This window comes from Halorussus rarus (assembly GCF_003369835.1).
GTDB lineage: Archaea > Halobacteriota > Halobacteria > Halobacteriales > Haladaptataceae > Halorussus > Halorussus rarus.
The window spans coordinates 939363-957893 of record NZ_QPMJ01000001.1 but is presented as its reverse complement, the minus strand read 5'-3'; the positions used below and the strand labels follow the sequence as shown (position 1 = coordinate 957893).

Annotated in this window: 19 protein-coding genes; 5 read left to right on the top strand and 14 right to left on the bottom strand. The window is 70.1% G+C overall.

What is annotated here, in order from left to right:
* Positions 1-90: 90 nt before the first annotated feature.
* From DVR07_RS04820 to DVR07_RS04810, 3 genes are all read left to right on the top strand, one after another.
* Complete coding sequence (locus tag DVR07_RS04820) at positions 91-1272, top strand: redox-regulated ATPase YchF (protein WP_115795620.1); 1182 nt, start codon at positions 91-93, stop codon at positions 1270-1272.
* A 108-nt stretch (positions 1273-1380) separates the two neighbouring features.
* Positions 1381-2298 (top strand): M48 family metallopeptidase, encoded by a 918-nt coding sequence (locus DVR07_RS04815; protein WP_115795619.1) that lies wholly within the window; start codon positions 1381-1383, stop codon positions 2296-2298.
* Positions 2299-2460: 162 nt separating this feature from the next.
* Positions 2461-3006 carry a hypothetical protein gene (locus DVR07_RS04810; RefSeq protein WP_115795618.1) on the top strand — a complete coding sequence of 182 codons (546 nt, stop codon included), beginning with the start codon at positions 2461-2463 and terminating at the stop codon, positions 3004-3006.
* 37 nt (positions 3007-3043) lie between these two features.
* On the opposite strand, the gene DVR07_RS04805 is transcribed toward DVR07_RS04810, so the two are convergent.
* From DVR07_RS04805 to DVR07_RS04770, 8 genes are all read right to left on the bottom strand, one after another.
* Positions 3044-3988 carry an alpha/beta fold hydrolase gene (locus tag DVR07_RS04805; protein WP_115795617.1) on the bottom strand — a complete coding sequence of 315 codons (945 nt, stop codon included), beginning with the start codon at positions 3986-3988 and terminating at the stop codon, positions 3044-3046.
* 131 nt (positions 3989-4119) lie between these two features.
* Positions 4120-4827, bottom strand: coding sequence for a DUF7282 domain-containing protein (locus DVR07_RS04800; RefSeq protein ID WP_115795616.1), 708 nt, complete (start codon positions 4825-4827; stop codon positions 4120-4122).
* Between the two features lie 208 nt (positions 4828-5035).
* Complete coding sequence (locus DVR07_RS04795; RefSeq protein ID WP_115795615.1) at positions 5036-5833, bottom strand: class I SAM-dependent methyltransferase; 798 nt, start codon at positions 5831-5833, stop codon at positions 5036-5038.
* 283 nt (positions 5834-6116) lie between these two features.
* Positions 6117-6968 (bottom strand): UbiA family prenyltransferase, encoded by an 852-nt coding sequence (locus tag DVR07_RS04790; RefSeq protein ID WP_115795614.1) that lies wholly within the window; start codon positions 6966-6968, stop codon positions 6117-6119.
* Between the two features lie 226 nt (positions 6969-7194).
* On the bottom strand, positions 7195-8316 hold the full coding sequence (locus DVR07_RS04785) for a pyridoxal phosphate-dependent aminotransferase (protein WP_115795613.1): 1122 nt from the start codon (positions 8314-8316) through the stop codon (positions 7195-7197).
* 122 nt (positions 8317-8438) lie between these two features.
* Entirely contained in the window at positions 8439-9857 is a 1419-nt protein-coding gene (locus tag DVR07_RS04780; protein ID WP_115795612.1) for a DUF6498-containing protein, read from the bottom strand.
* A 276-nt stretch (positions 9858-10133) separates the two neighbouring features.
* On the bottom strand, positions 10134-10673 hold the full coding sequence (locus DVR07_RS04775; protein WP_115795611.1) for a CBS domain-containing protein: 540 nt from the start codon (positions 10671-10673) through the stop codon (positions 10134-10136).
* Between the two features lie 39 nt (positions 10674-10712).
* Positions 10713-11090 (bottom strand): DUF555 domain-containing protein, encoded by a 378-nt coding sequence (locus tag DVR07_RS04770; RefSeq protein ID WP_115795610.1) that lies wholly within the window; start codon positions 11088-11090, stop codon positions 10713-10715.
* A gap of 361 nt (positions 11091-11451) precedes the next feature.
* Between DVR07_RS04770 and DVR07_RS21980 the strand changes: the two genes are divergently transcribed.
* Positions 11452-11619: a hypothetical protein gene (locus DVR07_RS21980; protein ID WP_165881727.1), complete on the top strand. Its 168-nt coding sequence runs from the start codon at positions 11452-11454 to the stop codon at positions 11617-11619.
* Positions 11620-11742: 123 nt separating this feature from the next.
* Positions 11743-12459, top strand: coding sequence for an archaeal proteasome endopeptidase complex subunit beta (psmB, locus tag DVR07_RS04765; RefSeq protein WP_275895645.1), 717 nt, complete (start codon positions 11743-11745; stop codon positions 12457-12459).
* Between the two features lie 118 nt (positions 12460-12577).
* Here psmB and DVR07_RS04760 read toward each other — a convergent pair whose 3' ends face one another.
* The 6 genes from DVR07_RS04760 to DVR07_RS04735 form a co-directional block, all read right to left on the bottom strand.
* On the bottom strand, positions 12578-13345 hold the full coding sequence (locus tag DVR07_RS04760; protein ID WP_115795608.1) for a hypothetical protein: 768 nt from the start codon (positions 13343-13345) through the stop codon (positions 12578-12580).
* Complete coding sequence (locus DVR07_RS04755; RefSeq protein WP_115795607.1) at positions 13342-14589, bottom strand: outer membrane protein assembly factor BamB family protein; 1248 nt, start codon at positions 14587-14589, stop codon at positions 13342-13344. The genes DVR07_RS04760 and DVR07_RS04755 overlap by 4 nt, the downstream gene beginning before the upstream one ends.
* 93 nt (positions 14590-14682) lie before the next feature.
* On the bottom strand, positions 14683-16230 hold the full coding sequence (locus DVR07_RS04750; RefSeq protein ID WP_115795606.1) for a hypothetical protein: 1548 nt from the start codon (positions 16228-16230) through the stop codon (positions 14683-14685).
* A 76-nt stretch (positions 16231-16306) separates the two neighbouring features.
* Positions 16307-16906, bottom strand: a complete 600-nt coding sequence (locus DVR07_RS04745; protein WP_115795605.1) for a hypothetical protein — start codon at positions 16904-16906, stop codon at positions 16307-16309.
* The gene (locus DVR07_RS04740) at positions 16899-17351 is read right to left on the bottom strand and encodes a CopD family protein (protein WP_240318850.1); all 453 of its coding nucleotides are present in this window, start codon (positions 17349-17351) and stop codon (positions 16899-16901) included. The genes DVR07_RS04745 and DVR07_RS04740 overlap by 8 nt, the downstream gene beginning before the upstream one ends.
* Positions 17352-18329 carry a hypothetical protein gene (locus tag DVR07_RS04735; RefSeq protein ID WP_115795604.1) on the bottom strand — a complete coding sequence of 326 codons (978 nt, stop codon included), beginning with the start codon at positions 18327-18329 and terminating at the stop codon, positions 17352-17354.
* Between the last annotated feature and the right edge of the window lie 202 nt (positions 18330-18531).

Sequence of the window (18531 nt, the reverse complement as noted above, 5' to 3'; positions counted from 1 at the left end):
TGGCCGTGCTAACGATACCCGAAAATCCGCTTCGGGCTCGCGACTCCCGGAACCGAAAGGCAGTTCCCCCGAACGCGGGTACTCTCCCCCATGATCTCCATCGCGCTGGCGGGCAAGCCCAACGCGGGCAAGTCCACCTTCTACAAGGCGGCGACGATGGCCGACGTGGACGTGGCCAACTACCCGTTCACGACCATCGACGCCAACCGCGGGGTGAGCCACGTCCGCACCGAGTGTCCCTGCCTCGAACGCGACGAGCGCTGCGGCGACGACAACTGCCGCGCCGGCAAGCGCTACGTCCCCGTCGAACTGCTCGACGTGGCCGGGCTGGTCCCCGGCGCCCACGAGGGCCGCGGGCTGGGCAACCAGTTCCTCGACGAACTGACCAACGCCGACGCCATCGTCAACGTCGTCGACGCCTCCGGCGGAACCGACGAGGAGGGCGAACCCGTCGAGGTCGGGACGTACGACCCGGTCGACGAGGTCGACTTCATCGAGGAGGAGATGGACCAGTGGCTCGCCGGCATCATCGACCGCAACTGGGAGAGCGTCGAGCGCAAGTCCCGGTCGCCCGACTTCGACATCGACGACGCGCTGGCCGACATGCTGACCGGGTTCGGCGCGACCGAGGCCGACGTGGCCGCCAGCCTGCGCGAACTCGACTACCCCGCCGACCCCATCCAGTGGACCGACGAGCACCGCGAGGCGCTGGCCCGCGACGTCCGCGCCCGGACCAAGCCCATCATCCTCGTCGCGAACAAGGCCGACGTCGCGCCCCCGGAGAACGTCGAGCGCCTGCGCGAGACCGGCAAGCCGGTCATCCCGGCGACCGCCGAGGGCGAACTCGCGCTCCGGCAGGCCGAGCAGGCCGGCGTCGTCGACTACGACCCGGGCGACGACGACTTCGAGGTGGTCGGCGACCTCTCGGGCGAGCAGGAAGCGGGCCTCGAGAAGATTCGGGACGTCATGCAGGAGTGGGGCGACACCGGCGTCCAGGAGGCGATGAACGCCGCGGTGTACGACCTGCTCGACCGGATCACCGCCTACCCGGTCCAGAACGAGACCAGGTGGACCGACGCCAAGGGCAACGTCCTGCCCGACGCCTTCCTGCTGGCCCGCGGGTCGACGCCCGTGGACCTCGCCTACGCGGTCCACTCCGACATCGGCGACGGCTACCTCCACGCGGTCAACGGGAAGACGAATCGGGACGTCGGCGACGACTACGAGCTCGAGGAGGGCGACGTCATCAAGATCGTGAGCACCGCGAACTGACCGACCTTCCCCGCGCGCCGGTCCCCGACCCGTCCGACCGGCCCACCGCGAACCGTTACTGTCAACTGAAGAGGAACGTTTTTCACCCCGGCGTCCGCGCTCGTCGGCATGACACCGTCGCTGGCCGTCCGCATCTGGGCTCTCACCGCGGCGCTGCTGCTCGCGGCCGCGGTCGCCGTCGGGACGCTCGTCCGGACCGGCGCGCCGCCGCTCTACGTGGGGGCCGGCGTCCTGTTCCTGGCGTACGTCTCGCTCCAGGCGTACTACTCGGGCGGTCGGTTCGACGTCGAGGCCGAACTGCTGGCGACCGACGCCCCGCGGCTCGCCGACGCGCCCGAGATACAGTCCGCGCTGTTCGCGGTCTGCGAGCGGGCCGGGCGGTCGGTTCCAGAGACGGTCCTCGTCCGGATGGACGTGCCGGGCGCGAAGGTCGGCTACGACGACGGCGCGCCCCTCCTGGCGGTCGACGACCGGCTTCCGGCCGTCATCGGGCCCGCCGGTCTCCGGGCCATCCTCGCCCACGAACTCGGCCACCTGGGCCGCGATCTCCACACCGACGCCATCAGACTCTACCTGCCGCAGGTCGTCGGTTTCGCCGCGTACTGGTCGGCGTTCCTCGCCGGCCGGGGGCCGACCGTCGCGTCGGCGGGCAGCGCCGCGTTCCTCGCGCTCGCGTACGTCTCGGATCGGCGGGCCGCCGCGGTCCGGTACGCGCTCGGACTCGGCGCGGAGGTGCTCGCGCTGGCGGCGAGTCGGTACGCCAACCGGCTCGAGGAGTACCGTGCCGACGCCTACGCCGCCCAGGTGGTCTCTCCCGCCGACCTGACCGAGGCGCTCTACCGCATCGCGGCGGTCGCCACCGGCGACAACGACGAGGACGTCGCCGGGCCGGTGCCGTGGGACGCCGACCGTTCGCTGCTGTTCGCGGTGTTCGCGACCCACCCATCCATCGAGTCCCGCGCCGGGGCGCTCGGCTGCGAACTGCCGGCGTGGGTCCGACCGTACCGCCCGCACCTCCGCGAGTAGCGGTCGAGGTCGACGACCGCGCCGAGGGCAGCCGTGAAGCCGGAGCCGGTCGCCACCGGACGCGGTCGCGAGAGCCGAGACAGCACCGTAGGCGTCCGTCTCGCGCCGGAAACCTCGGAAATCTTACGCGGCGTTTTTCCACGTTCCCGTCGCAGTGACAGCATGGCCTCGGTGGATTCTGACCTCGTGACCCAGTTGTCTCGCCACGACGAGTACTACACCGCCCGCGAACTCGTCCGGTACCTCGAACGTCACCACCCCGTCGAGGGGCCGGGCGTCCCCCGCGACCTCGTGGAAGCCTACGCCGAGGAGCTCGAGTACGATCTGGAGCGGTTCGAGGAGTCGCTCGAGGACCGGCTCACCGACGCCCGGACCTGGCAGCCCGGCGACCGGCTCTACCGCGTCGACGGCAACGTCAGCATCTACCCGCCCTCGTGGCACGAGCAGCTCGCGGACACCACCGACCTCTCGAAGTTCGTCGAGGTGATGCTCGAGAGCGTCCGGACCCCCGAGGGCGTCGAGGTCGACCGTAGCGACCTCGGCGTCGCCCAGGACGACCTGCTGACGGCGGTCGAGATCATCGCGGATATGGACCGGAGCGAGGCCCGCCGCCTCCTGCGGTCCCAGCGGCTCGAGGGTCGGGTCGTCCTCTGGGCGTTCCAGAACCCCGAGGAGATCGTCCGGCTCCCCGAGGAGCACGACGAGTGAATCGGCAGAGCCACCGACGAGCGAGCGGACGAGCGGCTCACTCCTCGAAGTGGTCGACCAGCAGGTCGCTCACCGCGTCCGGGCGGTCGTTCTGGACCCAGTGGGTCGCCGCCGGCAGGCGCTCGACACGGAGGTCGGGCACCCACCGGTCGAGCCCCTCGGTCAGTTCCACGGCGAGAGCTGGGTCCCGCTCGCCCCAGATCAGCCGCGTCGGCGCCCGGACCCGGTCCCGGCGCTCCCGTCGACCGACGGCGCGCCGGAGCTCGTCGCCCAGGCTCTCGCGGAAGAGCGCCCGGTAGTAGTTCAGGGCCGACGAGAGCGCACCCGGTCGCGAGGCCGCCGCCCGGTAGCGCCGGACCTCGGCGTCGCTGAAGGTGTCGGGGTCGGCGCTCTCCCGGAGCAGTCGACCGACCCCGGCGGCGTTCCGCGCGCCGAGGAACGTCTCGGGCAGGGCCGGCACCTGGAACCAGCCCACGTACCACGACCGGCGCCACTGCTCGGGGTTCCGCTTGAGCTCCCGCCGGTACGCCGCCGGATGCGGCGCGTTCAGGACCGCCAGGCGGTCGACCGCGTCGGGGCGGCGCATCGCGGTCTGCCACGCCACCAGTCCGCCCCAGTCGTGGCCGACGACGTGTGCCCGCTCTCGGCCGAAGTGCTCGATCAGGCCCGCGACGTCGCCGACCAGTTCGTCCGTCCGGTAGCTGTCGAGCCCGCGGGGCTTCTCCGACCGGTTGTACCCCCGCATGTCGGGCGCGACCGCCCGGAAGCCGGCGTCGGCCAGCGCCGGGAGCTGGTGGCGCCACGAGTACCAGAACTCCGGGAAGCCGTGGAGCAGGACCACCAGCGGGTCGTCCTCGTCGCCCGCCTCGACGTAGTGGAGGCGGACGTCGCCGACGACGGCCTGGTCGTGGCTCCACGGTCCCTCGACGTCGGCGGTCGGTTCCCCGGCGGTTCCCGGGCGGCCCGAACCCTCGGTTGCCATATCGGACGTGGACGGGCCACGCGATTAAGCCTTGAGGCGGGCGCGGGCTACCGCTGCTCGCACCGGATGATTCCGAAGAAATGAGGTCCCGTACTGTCTGTCGTCCACCGACCGGAACGACCGGTCCGACCTCAGGCCTCGGTCGTGGTCTCGTTCGCGGCCGTCGTTTCCCCGTCGGTCTCGGCGGTCGTCGTCTGTTCGTCGCCGAACTCCGCGTCGATCACGTCGTAGTTGACGATGATGTACGCGGACTCGGTGACCGGACTGCCGTCGGTCACGTACGGATCGTCGGCCTCGGGGAAGTCGTACTCCCGGTTGTCGTTCGTGTCCCGGTGGGGCATGGCGACCAGCGTCTGGCTCTCGTTGACGTTCTCGTCGACCACGACCGCAACGTTGCTGTGGTCGCCGGGTTCGAGGTACGTCGAGTTCCCGACCACCGGACCGATGGTGAGGTTGTCGGCCGACGCGTAGTCGCCCGAGACGTTCGACGCCTCGTGAATCACGACGAAGCCGCCCTCGGGAACGACGGCGCGCTCGACCATCACGGACGTCTTGTTGGGCACGCCTTCAGTGAAGGTGAAGCCCGCGCTCTGGTTCAGGAAGATGACGCTCGCTGTGTCGGCGCCGGGCTGTCCCTCCGCCGTCGTCGTCGCCTCCGCGTCCATCTCCGCCGTGGTTTCGTTACCGTCGTCCGTCGTTTCGCCGTCCGCCGCGGTCGTCGTCTCCTGCGCGAGCGCCGCGTCGCCGGTCGCGCTCGGCGCGGCGCCCGCCGCCAGCGCGGCCGACGTTCCCGCGACGACCAGTGCGACTACCGCCAGAACTGCCGTTTTGCGTGTCATGGCTCCGGTGGGACGCAAGCCGCTCGGAGGGAAGAGCGTATCAATCGTTCACCCGGGAACGACCAGATAACCCGGGCGAATTCCCCTTTACGACGGAGTCGGCGACCGATAGTCCGACCGTAACGATCGGCAATCGCCGACGGAACGGACGGTGGCCGGCCACTCGGGGACGACCGCCGGGATTACCCCGGCGCCGTTCACCGCCTCGTCACTCCGCGACGAACATGCCGACCGATTTCTCGACCCGGAGGCGCCCGTCCGCGAACCGGTCGGCGAACGCCTCGCGCAACTCGGGCGCCAGCGATTCGTCGACGTCGTCGCGGGAGATCGCGTACGCGACCAGCGCGTCGGGGTCGGTGACCGCCAGCGCGTCGTCGTACTCCCGGAGCGCGACCTCGTCGAACACCGCGGCCAGTTGCTCGCGGCCGTTCTCCAGTCGGAAGCCGGTCCCGCTGTCCGGTCGCTCGCCGGTCACCGATTCCAGCACGTCGTAGACGACCGCCATGTTGTCCTCGCCGTTCGTCGTCGCGTAGAGCCGCCCGCCGGGTGCCAGGACCCGCCGGAACTCCGAGAACGCGGCCTCCCGGTCCGGGACGTGGTACAGCATGTGGTGGGCGGTGACGGCGTCGAACGCGTCGTCGGCGAAGGGCAGCGCGACCGCGTCGGCGACGCCGAAACCGAATCCCTCGGTCTCCGCATCTGCCGGCGGTTCCGCCGCGTCGAGGTTCGCTCGCGCCTCCTCGGCCATCCCGGGCGAGAAGTCGGTGAGGACGACGTCCCAGCCGCCGGGAACCCGGTCGCGGTTCGCGACCCAGAGCTCGGCCGGCCCGACGCCCACGCCCAGCACCCGGGCGTCGGCCGGCAGGTCGAACTGGTCGAACTGCCACGGCCGGAAGTCCCGGTCGGCGACGCTGTACCGCTCGTGGAGGGCGATGCGGTCGTTGAGGTTCTCCGCGTCGGCGTACTGCTCGGCGAGCGCGTCGGCGTCCTCGAGCCAGTCGGCCATAGAATCGGTATCGCAGGCCGGCGGCAAAACTGTTCAGGTCGGCCGGATGCAGGGTCTCGGGCCGGCCACCCCGTTTTCCGCGGTCGAGACCCCCGACGGACCACGTCGGACGGGACTGAAAGGGGCCGCGCGGTCGCGTTTACCTGGTCGTCTGAGCGACCCCTATCCGAGGTGAGCGGAGCGAACCGAGGATATGTCGCTCAGCGACCGCGACCGCGCGGGGGCTTTCGATACGTTCTTCTCGTCACCGTCTTCAAGAATCGACAGCCTCGCCGACGACACCTCATCCCAGCGGTCGGAACCACACCGCCACGAGCAGCAGCGCGAGGAAGACGTACGACCCGCGGACGAGCAGCATCGTCGCGATCTCCGGGTCGGCCCGGCGGGCGACCCCGGCCACCGCGCCGAAGCCGGCGACGGCGGCGACGCTGCTCGGCGGGAACACCGCCAGGCCCGCCAGCGCGACCACGAGCACGAGCGCGGTCGCCATCAGCGCGTACGCCGCAGTCCGGGCCCGTTCGGGGCCGACCGTCACCGCGACGGTGCGCTTCTGGATCGACCGGTCGTAGTCGAAGTCCTGGGCGTCGTCGATGACCTTCACGCCCGAGAGCAGCACGAGGAACACGGCCGCGAACGCGACCGGTACCGCCGTCAGCGCCCCGGCCTGAGCGTAGTAGCCTCCGAGGATGGCCAGCGAGATGCCGAGGGGGTAGCCCGTCGTCGCGGTCACGGGGTTGGTGTCGAGTTGCGGGGCGTGGTGGAAGGCGATGAGCCAGGTCGGCAGGGTCACCAGCGCGGTCCCGACGCCGGCGACGAGCCAGAGCCCCAGCAGGCAGGCGAAGAAGAGCCCGGTCGACCCCGCGAGCGCGGCCCGGCATCCCCGCTCCGAGAGCGGATGGTCGTCGTCCTCGTCGCGGACGTAGAAGTCGACGTAGCCGTCCTTGACGTGGGCGGTGTACACCGCAGCGAAGATGGCGGTCGCGTGGAGCATCCCCGACAGCGGCGCGAACGCGCCGGCCAGCACCCCGCCGAACAGCGAGCAGGCCACCGGCGGGAGCATGAACACGGGGTGGACCTGCGACGCCAGCGCGCGGACCGCGGGGACGACGCCGGACTCCCGGCGCGATACGGGCATGGTACCAGTACACGGGAGCGAGACGCATAAATTCTCAGGCGAAACGAGGGCTTGTCGGGCCGCGCCGCCGCGATTCCGCCACGCTCCGGCGAGGTCGGCGGAGCGGCGGTCTCTGGCGGGAGAAACGGGGACGGATATCGGAGAAACGCGCTGATACGCCGGCCCAGTCACCGGACCGGGTTCGGCGTCACTGATTCGCGTTCAGCGTCACCGAATCGTTTCAGCGTCACCGGACCGCGTTCGTCGCCTCGCGCATGACCTCGATGGCCTCCTTCAGCGTCTCCATGTCGGTCGCGTACGAGATGCGGGCGTAACCTTCGCCGTGCTCGCCGAAGGCGTCGCCGGGCACGACCACGACGCCGCGGTCGAGCACCTCGTCGACCCAGCCGTCGGGCACCTCGGGCATGGCGTAGAACGCGCCGCGGGGCGTCGGTGTGTCGAGACCCATGTCCGCGAGGCCGTCGAGCAGGACGTCGCGGCGCTCCTCGAAGGCGGCGACCATCTCCTCGACCGGTTCCTGCGGCCCCGTCAGCGCGGCCTCGGCGGCGAACTGGGCCGGGGCGCTGGCGCAGGCCTGGGCGTACTGGTGGACCCGGAGCATCCGCTCGACGCGGCGCTCGCTGGCGGCGACCCAGCCCAGCCGCCACCCGGTCATCGAGTAGGTCTTCGAGCAGGCGTTGACCACGACCACGTTGTCCGACTCGGCGTAGGCCATCGGCGAGTGGTGCTCGCCGTCGAAGACGATGTGCTCGTACACCTCGTCGGAGATGCAGAGCACGTCGTGCTCGTCGGCGATGCGGGCGAACTCCCGCACGTCTTGCTCGCTCTGGACCGCGCCGGTGGGGTTCGAGGGGCTGTTGACGACGAACGCCGCGGTGTCGTCGGTGATGGCGTCCTCGACCGACGCGGGGTCCATCGTCAGGTCATCGCGGAGCGCGACCGGCTTCGGCTCGCCGCCCGCGATGCGGGTCAGCGCGTCGTAGGAGACGAACCCGGGGTCGGGGAAGACGACCTCCTCGCCCGGGTCGACGTGGGCCTCGATGGCGATGTGGAGCGCCTCGCTCCCGCCGGAGGTGGCGATGAGGTTCTCGGGCGGGACCGAGAAGCCGTTGTCCCGGTCGTGCTTCGCGCTGATGGCCTCCCGGAGTTCCCGGGTCCCCTTGTTGGAGGTGTAGGCGTCGACCTTCCCGGCCTCGATGGCCTCCACGGCGGCCCGGCGAGCGTGCTCGGGCGTCGGGAAGTCGGGCTGGCCCAGCCCGAGGTTGATGGCGTCGTCGCCGGCCGCCTCGAACACCTCGCGGATGCCGCTGATCGACACCTGCTCGACTCGCTCGGAGAAGTCCGTCATGTGTCCCCCTGTGTCACCGCGCACGATAATTGTTGGTGGTCTCGGGAGCCGCGCTTTCAGCAGACGTTGTTACTTCGTCCAGTCTCGATCCTGAAACCGTGGTAAGCGGTCTAGCAACCGCCTCACGGGTGTGCGAGTCGCCAGAGTCCCTTCGGGACGATGGTAAGGAACGGAAGGCAGAATACCACGAACAGCCAACCGGTAGACGGACCGAGTGGGGTCACGACCAGGACGACACCGGCGACCGCCATGAGGGCAACCGAGCCGACCGCGGCACTGGCGAACCGCCGGTCGAGTGGCGGGAGTTCGGTCGACCCGACCGGGAGTTCGAACGTCTCGACGAGTCTCTCGGGGTCGCTGACCGGACCAAGGGTACGCTCGGTTTTGTCGTCTCCCCATCCCGCCGTCACGGTGACCGTTCGCGTCCCGAAGTACCGGTCGGAGGGTCGAGTTTCCACGACCGCGGCGTCACGGAGACCGCCCACCGGTGCCACCCACTGTGGGTCGTCGGTCAGACGGTCGTAGGCGACGAGTCGGTCGCCGATACGGCGGTAGGTCATCCAGCCGCTCGCGAGGACGTCCTCCACGATTTCGCCGGCCAGCATGAGGACGAACAGGAGAAGTGCGACGAGACCGACCCCGACCCAAAGAGTCAGCGAGGCCGTTCCTTCGGTGAGGACCCCGATCGTCCCGACCCAGATAACCGTGGTCATGGTGACGTAGAGCGGTCCCACCGTGGTGACCCCACGCCGGACTGCGGCCGCCGCGACCGCACGCCGGTCGACGTCGACCGTAGCCGACGGCCGATATCCGGGAACGTCCAACGAGTCCACCGTCGAGTCGCTCTCGGGGCCGGAGAACCAACCAGTAATCCGTCCCCCACCGTCGGACTCAGCGCGGAAGCCGGACCACTCAAAGAGTACCTTCACGAGGACGAATCCGGCGAGCACAACCGTCGGTCCCCCGGCCGTGACAACGAGCAGAAGGAACGCTAGAAAGAACCCTTGCCGTGCGGGAGTTTCGACGACAGCGTACGGGGAGTGGTCTGCGTACTGGTCGCTTCCGATGTACGTGTTCGCGGTTTCGACGAGTTGGCCGACGACGAGCGCAGCGACGCTGGTGAGAACCTCCGGGCGGCGGAAGATCTCCGTGACCGCCACGACTTCCGAGACAGTGGCGACGATGAAGAAGCAAATCCACGCGCCACCGCTGACGACTGCGGTGACGAACGGAACGTTACGAGGGTACATCGGCGGAAGCCGGTCGTGAATGGTGACGCTCCCGCGTTTGTCGACGAGTTCGCTTTCCGACACGCTGAAGACGCCGCTCTCGCGGTCGGAAACCGGTGGACGCCCGGCGAAGAGCGCTTTGGCCCCCGCAAGCGGAAACATCACCAGCAGTTCGAGCGCGTAGACGGCGACCAGCGTCTCGGGGTTCCAGTCGAACCACAGCACCCCAACAAGTGGGGGGAGATTTGTGAGGAGAACCGGGAGGAATCCGAGCTCGGTCGGCAGGATGTCGCCGTACCGTCTGGCTGACATTGGTTCCTTTGTCGCTCTCGCCAGGTCATATAGTTGGTGAAGTGCCCCTTTTCTTCACTTCCCTGCTCTCGGAGTCCGCGCTCGGGACGGTTTCCGACTCGCCTGTGTATCCCTCCACGCTGAGAGCGTCGATGAACACGACCGCAGTCGACTCGCGGCTGATGAAAATAGAGAGCTGACAGGAACTCGCCCGATCAGTTCCCGGACGTACTTGTCGAAGTCGCCACGCGGGGTTTGGAGTCCGCTCTAGAGAAGGAAACGGTGTACAGACTGCTGCTACGAGAGTCGAGCCGCGATGTCGGCCTCGGTGATGATGCCGACGGTGTTGCCGCGCTCGGTCACCACGACCGCCTTGTTGTGGCCGAGGTCGGTGCTCAGTTCGTCGAGCGTCGCGTTCTTGGACTTGGTGGGGAAGCTCTCGCCCATGAACTCCGAGACCGGTCGGTCGCGGCCGTCCTCGCCGACGTTCATCAGGTCCTCGAAGCTGATGGAGCCGACCGGGACGCCGTCCTCGATGACGGGCAGTTGCGAGAACCCCTCCTCCTGCATCCGCGAGACCGCGCTGCTCACCGGTTCGTCGGGGCCGACGCTGACGACGTCCTCGTGCATCAGGTCGCCCGCGCGGACGATGTCGCCCTCCGACTCCTCGAGCGCGTCGACGATGTGCCGGAGCGTCGAGAGCCGCGGGTCGACGTCGCCGCCCTCGATGCGCGCGATGAGCGGCTGGGAGACGCCCGCGCGGTCGGCCAGTTCGCTCTGGGTCAGGCCGAGTTCGGTTCGGTGCTCCCGGAGGTCCTGGGGCGTCGGGAGTTCCATGGGGGGAAGATAACTACGGGTTATAGATAAAGGTTCGGTCTACTCGTCGGTGCCCAGCTTGATCTCCTCGTCCTCACCGTACTCGATGGTCTCGACGACTTCGAGCGGAACGTCCCGGAGCGCGCCGCCGACCTCGCTCTTGGCGATGCGCTGGGCGTGCTCCTCGCTGTCGGCGTTGAACACCTTCATCTCCAGCAGCAGTCCCACGAGCGAGGTGCCGGCCGCGATGAACGCCGAGTCGAACGGTTCGGCGCAGGCCGGGCAGGTCGTCGCACCGACCTCGACCTCGACGTAGTCCATCTGCTGGTCGTTGAGCCGCTTGCCGGCTTCGCTGACCGCGACGCCGATGGCGTCGTCGATGTCCTCCACGTCGCGGACCAGCCACGCCGCCTCCATCGCAACGAGATAGTTGCTCATATCGGGGAGTCGTGCCGTGATGGTTCGTGTCTTTCGGTTTTGGGACGGAGGATTCACGTGTCAGCTGACGCGGCTAGTCGACTCCGGTGCGCCAGGACCGCATCCCGACCGAATCCAGACCGCGCGCCGACCGCGCACGTGAACCGCATTATCCTCATAAGTTATGCGTACCGCCGCCGTTGCAACGCCGCCGCCTACGGCTGCGCGGTCCGCAGTCTCGTCATCGTTGGATGTAACCCAACTGCAGTTGAATCGCAAGACTGCGGCGCCCCGGAACGATATTAATAACCATTATGGAATATATTTTTCAACAATCTTTTTATAACCGGTCGGCCGACCCTCGCTCGAGGTACGAACTCCGATGGCCACACGGCTACACCGCGCCACACTGTTCGCCCTGTATCAGCTCAGCGTCGCGGCCAGCATCATGCTGCTGCCGCTCGCAGTCCTCACCCGCCAGGTCGGTCTGACGCTGCCAGCCCACCGGCTCGTCAAGCGGCTGGAGCAGGCCTACGAGATGACGTCGTAACGACGAACGCAATCCTTCCCTCCACACCCCAGGACGGCTCCCGGGGTTACTACCGCCACGCGCTCGCCTGAAGAGTTGGTTTTATCAGTGCTGGCGAACTACAGACGGGTAATGCGTAACCCAATGCACGGTTCCGAATTCTCTCAGAACGCTGCCCGCTTCGAGGCCGACCACACGAACCCCTACGAGCCGGAACTCGGCTCGCTCCCGGACCGGTCGGTCGACACCTCGGACGTCGAGGAGCTCAAGACCGGGACGACGACCATCGGCCTGACGACGGCCGACGGCGTCGTGATGGTCACGGACAAGCGGGCCAGCCTCGGGAACATGGTCTCCTCGAAGACCGCCCAGAAGGTCGAGGAGGTCCACCCCTCGGGCGCGCTCACCATCGCCGGCTCGGTCTCGGCGGCCCAGTCGCTCATCCAGACGCTCGAGATCGAGACCAACCTCTACGAGACCCGCCGCGGCGAGGACATGAGCATGGAGGCGCTCTCGACGCTGACGAGCAACCTCCTGCGCTCGGGCGCGTTCCTCATCGTGGTTCCGGTCCTCGGCGGCGTCGACGACGAGGGCGGCCACATCTACTCCTACGACGCGCTCGGCGGCGTGACCGAGGAGACCTACAGCGTCTCCGGGTCCGGGTCGCAGTTCGCGCTCGGCGTCCTCGAACAGGACTACCACGAGGACATGAGCCAGGACGAGGCCCGCGACGTCGCCGTCCGCGCGCTCAAGAGCGCGGTCGAGCGCGACACCGCCTCGGGCAACGGCATGTGGCTCGCCGAGATCGACGACGAGGGCGTCGAGATCTCCGACTACGAGGACTACGACGAGGCGCTGTAGCACTCCGAAGAACCACGCCGCTTCTCGCGAACTACTCGGGCGCTCCGCGCCCCGTTTTCTCGCCCGCCAGCGAGAGCTCCGGCTCGGAGCCGTCGCGTTCGTCGGCGGTCGGTCGTCCCTACGCCTCGGCCGATTCGACGAACGCGACGGCCGCGACCGCGTGCACCGGCGCGACGACCGCCGTGCTCAGAAACGCTCCGACGACGGGGACGCTCCCGAGCAGCCACGCCGCGAGGCCGACGAGGACGACCAGTGCGACGACGGTCGCACCTTCGCCCCGGGACCGTCGGGCGCTCTCGCCGATCGCCGTCCGGAGGTCGCGCCCGGCGACGACCAGCGCCGGCGCCGCGAACAGCCGGACCGCCGCCGAGAGGTACGCCGCCAGCGCGAGCAGCGCCAGCCAGCCGAGCCCGTCGAACAGCGCGAACAGGCCGAGCAGGACGTGGGCGCCGACCGCGAACGCGAGATACCGGGCGAGCGACCCGGGAGTGCGCTCGGCGTCGGCGGCCCGCGAGAGGACGACCCATCCGGCGAGCGCCACCGCGAGGAACGCCGCGAGCTCGGCCCCGACCGTCCACGCCAGGTAGGGGAGTTCGAGGTCGACCAGCGCGGCGGGCCGGACGCCCGTCCCCCGGACCCCCGCGGGGTAGAACTGGTAGGCGACGTGGACGGTCACGTCGCCCATCCGCGGCGGTGTCGTCGTCGGAACCGGGTCGCGGAGCCGGAGCCAGTCCACCGCGGCGAGCAGGAGTCCCGCGACGACGAACGGGAGCGCGAGCACAGGGTCGGCAGCGATGCGTGCGACCGACTCGCGGAGGATGTCGCCCGCCGACGTACCCGGAAGTCGTTCGCGGTCGACGTTCTCGGCGGGCGCGTCGGTGCTCATCGCTCGCCCTCCGCCAGCGCGACGATTCGACCGTGCGACACGGCGTACAGCACCCCGTCGCCGATCGCGGGCGTCGAGATCGGCATCCGGGAGTCGTACCGCCAGCGGACCGTCCCGTCGCTCGCGTCGACCGCGACGAGGTCGTTGTAGTCCCGGGCGTATACCACCCCGTCGGCGACCACGGGCGTCCCCTCGCCGGAGACGGTGGCCGACCAGCGCTCCTCGCCGGTCGCGAGGTTGAGCGCGTGGAGCGCCCCGTCCTCGTGGTTCGACTGGACGTACACCGTTCCTTCGGCGACTGCGGCTGCGCCCTCCGTCGCGTTCCCGTCGTGGTCGAACCGCCAGCGGACGCTCCCGTCTTCAGCGGCGAGGGCGCTGATTCCGGTCCGCTGGGGGACCACGACGCCGTCCGCGGTCGCGGTCGGCGGGAGCACCATCTGGTCGGCGAGGTCGGTCCGCCACAGTCGCTCGCCGGTCGCTGCGTCGTAGGCGCTCGTCTGAGAGGGCCAGTTGACCGCGTAGAGCCTGCCGTCGCGGACCGCGGGTCGGTGCAGTTCGTCGCCGGGCGAGACGCGCCAGCGCTCCCGGCCGCTGCTCGCGTCGAGCGCGACGACGTGTTCGGTGCCGGGAATCGCCGCGTACACCGTCCCGTCGACCGCCACCGGCGGAACCGCGGTCGGCGGTCCGAACACGCTGAATCCGGGCTCCTCGCCCGGGCCGTGCCACCGCTCGACGCCGAACGCCCGGCCGAGAAGCCGGAGGCCCCCGCCGGCGTTCAGGCCGTAGGCGCCCGCCGGCGCGGTGACCGCCAGCGTGTCGGTCGCGTACGCCTCGGCCGCGGCGCGGGCCGGGCTCGACCGGTACGAGCCCTCGTGGGCGAACCGCGTCTCGCCGGAGTCGGCGTCGAGCGCGAGCAGGCTCCCGCCGGTCGCGAAGAGCGTCCCGTCCACCAGGACGGGCGACCCGGTGCCGCCGGAGAACTCGTCCGGTTCCCGGACCCACTTCTCGCGGACGCCGTCCGTCGGCCCTGACGCCCGCGGGTTGTAGCCCGTGCCGGCCGCGTCGTACCGCGCCATCGGCCAGTCGAGACCGGCGTCGTCGGCGTCGTCTGCATCCGGGTTCTGCCGTGCGCCCGCCGAGACGTCGAGGCGCGACGCACCAGACCCGACGACGGCGGACCCGAGACCGACGAGCCCGCAGCCGAGGCCGCGGAGGGCCGACCGCCTGGAGGAGTCGGAGACCATACCGGCGAATGGTAGCTGGCCGACAAGAAACTCCCGCTTGCGTCCGGCGGTCGAGGGGCCGCCGGGGGACGTCCGACGCGGGACCGACGACGGTCAGTCCTCGCGCTCGAGTTCGGTGGCGCCCCGGCCGACCCAGTCGGCGAACGTGCCGTCGATGAGGGTCTCGGCCTGGCGCTCGACGTACTCGGCCTGCATCCCGTGGACCGCGTCGGCGAACGCCTCGCCGTCGTCGAGGCGCTCGCGGACCCGCTCGCGCTTCCAGCTCGCTGGCGTCAGCCGGTGGCGGGCGCGCTGGCGGAGCGGGTAGAGGTACTTGGCGGCCTGCTCGTCGGTGAGCCCCCGGGACTGGAGGCCGTCCTTGGCGTGGGCGAACAGGTCCTCGTAGACGGCCTCGTAGTCGGTGGTCTCCTCGCCGGCGTTGGTGATCCAGTAGAGGTCGGCGTCGAGCCCGTCGCGCATCGCGTCGTAGAAGTTGTCCCTGGCGATGACCCAGTCGAGGTGGCGGACCGGGTGCTCGCGCCGGAACATCGACTCCACGAGCCCGGCGAATGCGGCCTGGAACGCGATGGAGTCTCTGACCGTGGGCTGGGCCGCGATGGGCCGGAACTCGATGCGGGCGTTGGCCGACGACCGGGTGGCCCCGCCGAACACCGGCCGGACCCACCGCCAGTAGGTGCCGTGCTTGAGCCGGAAGTGGGCGAACTCGTCGTCGAACCGGTCGCTGGTCTCGACCGGCATCGGGACGATGGTGCGGTCCTCGGCGACCCGCTCGACGGCCTCCTCGACGCTGTCGACGTCGCGGGGGAACCGGACCTTGTCGGGGTCGTCGCCGTCCCGGTTGAGCACCGTCTCGAAGACGCTGATGCGGTGCTCGTCCCAGCCGTCGGCCAGGACGTCCTCCGGGTCGGCGCCGGGTTCGTAGAGGTCCGGCGGGAAGAACGGGGAGTTGACCCCGAGCGCGAGCAGCGGCCCGGCGATGCGGACGGCGTACTGGAAGTAGGTCGGCAGGTCCCTGGCGTGGGGCACCTGGTAGTGGGGCTGGATGGAGGTGATGAGGCTCTCGGGCATCACGGTGTCGGCCTCCAGATCCACGTGCGGGGCATCGAGCTTCATCCCGGCGCTCGATTCGCTGTTGGCCATCGCGTGATAGCGCACCGAGTCGCTCATGTTCGAGGCGATGCGGACCCCGCGGTCCTCGACGCTGTCGGTGAGGTACTCCCGGGCGCTCTCGCCCTCGGGCGGGATGGTCCACATGGCGTCGCTGACCAGCCGCATCCCCTCGGCGCCGGTCCGGTCCTCGGCGGCCGAGAGCCGGGCCTTGACCTCGGCCTCCTGGGCCGCGAGCCCGTGGGGGTTCAGCGGCTGGGGGCTGGTCGACATCTCGGCGTTGTGCAGCCCCAGCTCCTTCTCGAAGCCGATGAGCTCGAGCAGTCGCCGGGGGACGCGCCTGAGCGCGGCCGTCTCGGCGTCGACCGCGTAGAACTCGTACTCGAAGCCGATGATGGCCTGGGGGTTGTCGAACGTTCCGTCGTCGACCTCCTCGATGATGACCTCGGCGTCGGCTTCGACCTTCGACTGGAACTCGTCGGGGTCGACCGAGAGGACGTCGTCGACCTGCGCGGCGAGGTCCGACTCGGGCATACGGGGTACGTCACACGGAGTTCCCTTGAATCCACGGGCCACGGCTCCGGTCCCCGGCGTCGGCCTGACCCGTCGGTCACCCGCGAGACGCCGACGAGTCACCGGACGAGAGCGACCGGGCGATCCGGAACAGCGCGAGGTCGAGGGCCGCGAACAGCACGCCGACGATGCCGCCGACGCCGAGCGCGAGTATCGAACCGATGCCGCCGTAGAAGAGGAAGAGGAGGATTCCTTCGAGGGTGACGTCGCTGATCGCGGTGCCGGGCACCACAGCGACCGCCAGCAGCACCCAGAGGAAGCAGGCCCCGATGACGCCGCCCCACTTGCCGCCCTCGCGGAGGACGGCGAACGCGGCGCCGTCCTCGACCTGGGCCACCGCCCGAACGACGCCCCGAGTGGCCCACCACGTGAGCGCCCAGAGCGCGAGGTAGAGACCGAGGCCCTCGACCGTGCCGAGTCCGGAGAGCGCCCAGTTGACCGGACCGAATAGATAGAGTGCGACGACCAGCACCGCCACCAGCGCGGCGGTGTGGAACGACGCGAGCGCCCAGACGACCAGCGAGTCGCCGTCCACGAGCGGTGACGACGCGCCGCCGGACCGGGCCGGCCGGTCGTCGGAAGACGCCGCCCCGGTCTGGGACGCCGGGGAATCCGACCGCTCCGTCGACTCACCCATGGGCTAGCACCTCCGCGAGCGCGACCAGCACCGCGAGCGCCAGCGCTGTCGCGCCGTAGGCGGTCCGAAGGGTATCGGTCGCTGAGTTCGAGGAAGTCGCTTCGCCAGCGTCGGCCGCGTCGGCTGCACGGCGGTACCGAGCCACGACGAGGGTCCGGACCAGCGAGAGCGCCAGCACCGCCAGCACGAGCAGGAGCTTGACCGCGAACGCGGTGCCCCAGGGCGTCGTTCGGTCCGGGACGTACGGCGCGAGGCTCCCGAGGTTGCCGACGCCCGTCATCACGAGGACGCCCGTCGCGGCCCAGAAGGCCCGTTCGTAGCCGGCCGCGATTTCCAGCGCGGTCGCACGCGCTGCGGAGTCGCCCCGGAGCGCCCACCACGTCAGGGTCGCGCCGCCGAGGGCGAGCGCCATCGCGAGCACGTGGAGCAGGCGGACCGCGAGCACCTACTCGTCCTCCCGGCGGTCCCAGTAGTCGGCGTCCGCAGACCCGTCGGAATCGGCGTCGGAGTGCCGGTCCGAGTCGCGGTCCTGACCGGAGTCGTCTGCCCGGGACTCGTCGACGCTCCAGCGGTCGTCAGCCGCCGCGCCGCGACCGCCGTCGTCGGGGTATCCGTCAGCCCTCCCGGCCCCGCGCTCGTCGGCGAGGTCCGCGACGAACTCGGTAGTGGCGAACGTCAGCGCGAGCGCGACCGGGGCGGTGACGACCGCGCCGACGCCGATGCCGACGACGCCGAGATTCACAACGAAGGCCGAGACGAACGCCGAGACCGCGGCGACCGTGAGCAGGTAGCCCCCGGCGTAGGAGAGGTACGGACCGCCCGCGACCGCCCAGTCGTAACTCCGGGCCAGCGCGTCGCCGACCGAGTCGTCGGCGACCACCAGCAGGTACGGCGTCGCGTAGAAGAGGTACGACAGCAGCAGGAAGAGCGGGACGGTCAGGAGGACGAACGGGGGCGCGAGGGCGGTGAGCGTGACGGCTCCGAACCCGACCGCGCGGACGAGCGCGACGAACACCAGCACCGGGACGAAGTGCCGCCGGACGTTCTGGGAGAAGTCGTACCGACCGGTGCGGATCGCCTGGCTGGCGCTCCCGACGAGGCCCGCGACCAGCGCGGCGTGGAGGGGAATCACCACGGGCAGGAGCCAGACCGTCGGCGAGACGTGGACGCCGGCCGGCTGGCTCGGCAGGCTCACGAACGACCAGAGGTCGGGCAGCGCGGCGGGGAACCGGAACGCGATGCCGAAGTTGAGGTCCTCGGCCGCGAGCACCCGCCGGACGTTCTCCGGCGCGAGCAGGCTCGACAGCAGGGGCACGAGCGCCAGCGGAAGATTGGCCATCGCTCGCTCCCAACCGACCTGGAGCCGGGTGCCGAACGACCGCGAGTTCCGCGAGGTCTCGGGCGCGTCGGGAGTGGAGGGCATCGTCCGTCACTGGCTCACGCCGGCGCGAAAAGTGTTGTCCTCCGGAGAACTCTGGACGGGGCGTCGCCGATGACCGAGCTCCCCCGAACCAAAGTCCGTCGGCGCGTGCCGGCGCGGCCTCCGTGCCGCGCCGAGCGCGCGAGGGACGAGCGAGCGCAGCGAGCGAGGAGGCTGGGGAGGTGTGAGGCTCTCGCGGTGCGGG

What these genes read in the sequence shown, in the direction of transcription:
- DVR07_RS04815 (WP_115795619.1), top strand. Translation starts at nt 1,381, where the DNA reads ATGACACCGTCGCTGGCCGTCCGCATCTGGGCTCTCACCGCGGCGCTG.
- DVR07_RS04790 (WP_115795614.1), bottom strand. Translation starts at nt 6,968, where the DNA reads ATGCCCGTATCGCGCCGGGAGTCCGGCGTCGTCCCCGCGGTCCGCGCG.
- DVR07_RS04805 (WP_115795617.1), bottom strand. Translation starts at nt 3,988, where the DNA reads ATGGCAACCGAGGGTTCGGGCCGCCCGGGAACCGCCGGGGAACCGACC.
- DVR07_RS04750 (WP_115795606.1), bottom strand. Translation starts at nt 16,230, where the DNA reads ATGCCCGAGTCGGACCTCGCCGCGCAGGTCGACGACGTCCTCTCGGTC.
- DVR07_RS04820 (WP_115795620.1), top strand. Translation starts at nt 91, where the DNA reads ATGATCTCCATCGCGCTGGCGGGCAAGCCCAACGCGGGCAAGTCCACC.
- DVR07_RS04755 (WP_115795607.1), bottom strand. Translation starts at nt 14,589, where the DNA reads ATGGTCTCCGACTCCTCCAGGCGGTCGGCCCTCCGCGGCCTCGGCTGC.
- DVR07_RS04795 (WP_115795615.1), bottom strand. Translation starts at nt 5,833, where the DNA reads ATGGCCGACTGGCTCGAGGACGCCGACGCGCTCGCCGAGCAGTACGCC.
- DVR07_RS04810 (WP_115795618.1), top strand. Translation starts at nt 2,461, where the DNA reads ATGGCCTCGGTGGATTCTGACCTCGTGACCCAGTTGTCTCGCCACGAC.
- DVR07_RS04780 (WP_115795612.1), bottom strand. Translation starts at nt 9,857, where the DNA reads ATGTCAGCCAGACGGTACGGCGACATCCTGCCGACCGAGCTCGGATTC.
- DVR07_RS04735 (WP_115795604.1), bottom strand. Translation starts at nt 18,329, where the DNA reads ATGCCCTCCACTCCCGACGCGCCCGAGACCTCGCGGAACTCGCGGTCG.
- DVR07_RS21980 (WP_165881727.1), top strand. Translation starts at nt 11,452, where the DNA reads ATGGCCACACGGCTACACCGCGCCACACTGTTCGCCCTGTATCAGCTC.
- DVR07_RS04800 (WP_115795616.1), bottom strand. Translation starts at nt 4,827, where the DNA reads ATGACACGCAAAACGGCAGTTCTGGCGGTAGTCGCACTGGTCGTCGCG.
- DVR07_RS04760 (WP_115795608.1), bottom strand. Translation starts at nt 13,345, where the DNA reads ATGAGCACCGACGCGCCCGCCGAGAACGTCGACCGCGAACGACTTCCG.
- psmB (WP_275895645.1), top strand. Translation starts at nt 11,743, where the DNA reads ATGCACGGTTCCGAATTCTCTCAGAACGCTGCCCGCTTCGAGGCCGAC.
- DVR07_RS04775 (WP_115795611.1), bottom strand. Translation starts at nt 10,673, where the DNA reads ATGGAACTCCCGACGCCCCAGGACCTCCGGGAGCACCGAACCGAACTC.
- DVR07_RS04785 (WP_115795613.1), bottom strand. Translation starts at nt 8,316, where the DNA reads ATGACGGACTTCTCCGAGCGAGTCGAGCAGGTGTCGATCAGCGGCATC.
- DVR07_RS04770 (WP_115795610.1), bottom strand. Translation starts at nt 11,090, where the DNA reads ATGAGCAACTATCTCGTTGCGATGGAGGCGGCGTGGCTGGTCCGCGAC.
- DVR07_RS04745 (WP_115795605.1), bottom strand. Translation starts at nt 16,906, where the DNA reads ATGGGTGAGTCGACGGAGCGGTCGGATTCCCCGGCGTCCCAGACCGGG.